Source organism: Algoriphagus sp. (assembly GCF_024642405.1).
Lineage (GTDB): Bacteria > Bacteroidota > Bacteroidia > Cytophagales > Cyclobacteriaceae > Algoriphagus.
The window spans coordinates 1-4,816 of record NZ_JAHEBC010000297.1; the positions used below are offsets into that span (position 1 = coordinate 1).

The 4,816-nt window shown below is 41.3% G+C and carries 2 protein-coding genes and 1 pseudogene; all 3 read right to left on the bottom strand.

Annotation, left to right across the window (positions count from 1 at the left end):
* On the bottom strand, positions 1-1,244 hold a 1,244-nt coding region (locus Q0L68_RS16490; RefSeq protein ID WP_296705282.1), incomplete at its 3' end, for an efflux transporter outer membrane subunit.
* Complete coding sequence (locus tag Q0L68_RS16495; protein WP_296705283.1) at positions 1,241-4,426, bottom strand: efflux RND transporter permease subunit; 3,186 nt, start codon at positions 4,424-4,426, stop codon at positions 1,241-1,243. The genes Q0L68_RS16490 and Q0L68_RS16495, both read right to left, overlap by 4 nt.
* A gap of 154 nt (positions 4,427-4,580) precedes the next feature.
* Positions 4,581-4,816: pseudogene (locus Q0L68_RS16500) on the bottom strand (efflux transporter periplasmic adaptor subunit); the annotation flags it as partial.

Sequence of the window (4,816 nt, forward strand, 5' to 3'; positions counted from 1 at the left end):
TGCAGCTTTTCAATATTCACCAAAGCACTGGAAACTTCCATCACAGCAGTGTTTATTTTATCTCTAAAATCCAGTTCCGCAATCTCTCGTTCTTTGATCGCAATTCGATGGTTGGTTTTTAGCTTCCTGTTTTGAAAAATGGGCTGGAATAAAGCCCCATTAATCAATGCAAAGCCAGATCCGATTGGATCCAACACGGTTCCAAATGCCATAGAATTAAGTCCGGCACCGGCATTGATGGTTAAGGATGGGTATTTCATTGCTTGAGCGATTCCCACTTTGGCATTGCTAGCTACCAACTGATATTCGGTGGCTGCCACATCGGGTCTGTTTTGGATGAGTTCTATGGGTACACCAGTGGTATAGGTATGATCAAGTGCCAGTTGGTCCAAAATCCCTGTGATTTCCAATGCTCCAGGAGTTTTGCCCAGGAGATTGTTCAATCTGTTTTCCTGAATAGTATATTCTTTTTCCAATTGGGGAATCAAAGCTTTTGCTCTCAGCATCTGAGATTTTGTCTGTTGAATCGCCAATGAAGTATTTTCTCCAGCATCGTATTGCAGCTCCACAATTTTCAAGGTGTTTTGACTCAAATCATAGTTTCTCTGAGCTACAGTTAGCTGAGATTTTAGCATCAAAATATTGAAATAAGTAGAAGCGATTTCGGAAACTAAGGCAGTTTGAACGGCTTTTCGAAATTCTTGTGTCTGCATATACTTTGCCTGTGCAGCTTCTTTTTGCCAACGAAGTTTTCCCCAAATATCCACTTCCCAACTTGCCTGCAAAGTGACTGCGTAGGCTAGGTTTTCAGTATATAAGGTCGTAGGGACACCGTCTGGGTGGTTTCTTCTTGATCGATTCGAACCGTAATTATTATAATTTTCTGAATAATATTCGCGGGTGAATTTGCCGGGATTGGAATTCAGACTAGGAAGAAAATTGGCTTTGGATTGCAGAAAACTTTCGTTTGCAATTTCTATTTGCTTTGCAGTTTTCTGCATGTCGAAGTTACCAACCAATGCGGAGTCGATCAAAGTATTTAGCGTTGAATCCTGAAAGAATTCTCCCCAATTGATAGATGCGATATGCTTATCTCCGACAAAAACACTGTCTTGAAGTTTGTCACTACCATAGAATTCTTCTGGTAGATTCGTCTCCGGACGGGTATAGTTTTCGCCTACTTTGCACCCAGTTACTGCCAAAAGCACAAAGAAAATTTGAATTAATTTTTTGCTATTACTCATGATTCTGCAGTTTCAGGTCTTATTTTCAAAGTATATCTGTCTTGTAGCTGTTGGAAAAGAAATGCCAATACTGGGATGAAAATCAGTCCTAGGGAAATCCCGAAGATCATTCCCCCCGCAGTACCAATACTGACTGATTTGGTGCCTTCTGCCGAAGAGCCTACAGAAAACATCAAGGGAACTAAGCCCGCTGTGAATGCGAAGGAAGTCATCATAATTGGGCGAAGTCTTTGTTCGCAGGCCTGAAGTACGGCATCCAAAGTAGGTAGGCCTGCTCTTCTTTTTTGTGCCACGAATTCGACAATCAAAATGGCGTTTTTTGCCAATAGCCCGATCAACATAATCAGTCCAACTTGTACATAAATATTATTGTCGATGCCTACCAAGTTGATCGAAGCGAAAATCCCTAAAATCCCTGCTGGCAAGGAAAGAATAACAGCCATGGGAAGCCAGAAACTTTCGTACTGCGCCGCCAAAATGAAATAGGTCAAGATGATACTGATGATAAAGATTACTGTGGTGGAGGAGCCGGATTTCTTTTCCTCTAAGCTCATCCCGGTCCATTCAAAACCTAGATTGGCAGGAAGTTTTTCCTCGGTAAGTTTATCGATTCTGTCCATTACATCGCCTGTGCTATATCCTTTGGCTGGGGTGATATTAATTCTCGCAGCATTGTATAGGTTGTATCGGAAAACAGTTTCTGGTCCGTAAGTTTGTTCCAATCTTACAAATGAGGTCAAAGGGACCATTTCACCTTTTTTGTTTTTTACCATGATGGAATTGATGGCTTCAGGCGACTCGCGAAATTCAATATCAGACTGCATGTAAACCATGTATTGCCTTGTGAATCGGTTGAAATCGCCCACTCTGGTTCGACCAAAATTCGATTGAATCGTGAACATCATGTCTTTGACACTGACACCTAGCGCTTTTGCCTTTTCATAGTCGATGTCGAGCTTAAATTGAGGGAAATTGGTATTGTAGGAAGTGAAGGCTTTTTCAATTTCTTTTTGCTTGGAAAGCTCTGCAATAAATTCATTGATTAGTACTCCAAATTCCGCCAAATCCCCATCTGAGTAATCCTGAAGCACTATTTGAACGCCATCAAAGTTTCCAAAACCTTGTACTGTCGGCCTTGGGTACATATTGATTTTTGCCTCATTTAGCACGTTGAGTTGGCTGGTAAGATGCTTCACCACATCCTCAATATTGGAAATATCTCCCCGCTCAGAAGCTTCTTTCAGTTTTACATAACCAAGCCCAGTGGAAGCACTTTCGGAGTCATCGACAATATTATAACCGGAAACCGTGTTCACACTTGCAACAGCTGGCTCTTTGTGAAGTATTGAATCTGCCTGACGAAGTAATTGGTTAGTTCGATGCAAAGAAGAACCTTCCGGCATGGTCAGTGAGAAAATCAGGAAGTTGTCATCTTCCGTTGGGATAAATCCTTTTGGAGTGGAAGAAGCCAAAAAGAAAGTCAAACCAGTGACCAAAACCAATCCGGCCATGGTCCACCATTTTTGCTTGATTGACCATTTTACGGCTTTCAAATATTGAGCTGTGAATTTGTCAAAGACCGTGTCGAATTTCTTTAATCCTTTTGTCTTCAAATTTTTGATTTTATCCACTTGCTCTGACTCTTTGATTTTCCCGATCAAATTGTCTTTTTGAGCTTTTTTTTCTTTCTTCTTTCCCAAAATCAAAGCACTCAATACTGGAACCAGCGTCAATGCATTAATTGCAGAGATCAGTACAGCAAAGATGATGGTGAATGCAAATTCTTTATAGAAAACACCGACAGGTCCATCAAGAAAACCAGCAGGTAAAAACACAGCAGCAATTACAATGGTAATTGAAATAATTGCCCCGGTGATTTCAGACATGGCTGAATTTACCGCAGCAACTACCTGCATGCCATGATCATGGATTTTCTCATAAATCGCCTCGATTACCACAATAGCATCATCGACCACAATCCCGATTGCCAGAACGATGGAAAACATGCTCAAAACATTCATGGTAGCACCGATGAGTTGTAAGAAAAAGAAGGTTCCGATCAAAGAAACAGGAATCGAAATGGCGGTAATCAATGTTGCTCTAAAATCCTGCAAAAAGATGAATACCACTAAAAACACCAAGACAAATGCCTCAATCAAGGTTTGTTTCACATGATGCATCGACTCATCGATCTGATCTCGAACGCTGTATGTGATTTTGTAATGGATTCCATCAGGAAAGGCTTTTGCTTGTTCCTCCATGATCTCCCGCACTTCTTTGTCAATCTCAACCGCATTTGCACCTTGTTGCTGCACAATGTCAATTGTTACAGCAGATTGGCCGTCCAGTTTGTTTTCACTGGCATAGTTGGATGCACCAAATTCAAGTCTGGCAACATCCTTCAAGCGAAGTTGGGAACCGTCTTCTTCTGATTTGATGACGATATTTTCATATTCTTCAGGCTCGCTGAATCGTCCACTGTGTTTCAAAACAATCTCAAAAACCTCCGTTGAATTTTCTCCAAACCTACCCGGCGCAGCTTCGAAACTTTGATCGCGAACTTCATTCAGCACTTCTCTTGGTGTCAAACCATACAAAGCCAGTTTTTCTGGATTCAACCAGATTCTCATGGCATAATCCCGCGAACGCAAAATGGAAGCTTCTGCAATTCCGCCTACTCTTTTAAGCTCTCTTCTGATTTTCATCCTCGTATAGGCATTCAGAAAAGTCTCATCATAGATTTCATTATCAGAATAGATGTTGATCGTCATCAAAGAACCTTTCAGTCGCTTCAAAACCACGATTCCGGCTTCTCTAACTTCGGCTGGGATTTGTTCCATAACTTTGGAAATCCTGTTCTGAATCTCAACTGCCGCCACATTAGGATCAGTGCCCGGTTCAAAATAAACTGTGGATCTACCACGTCCTGAGTTGGTGGCAGTGGAGTTGACATAACTCATATTTTCAGCACCATTTATTGCTTCCTCAAGTGGTAGGAGAACCGAATTGGCGACGGTTTCAGCATTTGCTCCAGGATAATAAACCTGTACACTGACACTGGGAGGAGCTATTTCCGGAAACCTCTCTACAGGAAGGCTGGTCATAGCTGCTGCACCGGCTAATATCAAAAGAATAGATATGACCAATGCCAGAACAGGTCTTTGTATAATATTTTTAATCATGAGTTTATCAGGATTTACCTCGATAGAATTGACTCTTTACCCAATAGGGGAGTCACTTCTCTTATTCAGAGGAGAATTAATTTTGAGAAGTGGTTAGACTTCTGTCTTCCAAAACCAGAAGTGGCTTTAGACGGAATTAGAAAATATTTTGGGTTTATTTGGTAGAAAGTAGTTGACCCTGAGCAAGCGGCTTCACTAAAGTGCCATCACTTAGTTTATCAAATCCTGCAGTAACGATTCTGTCATTGGCTTTCAAAGATTCCCCACTGACGATAAAGTCGTTTCCGGATCTTCCCTCAATCTTGATTTCTTTTCGGGAAACTGTATTGTCTTCATTTAGAAGAAATATAAATCGCTTATCCTGAATGGATGTGGTAGCCGATTGAGGGA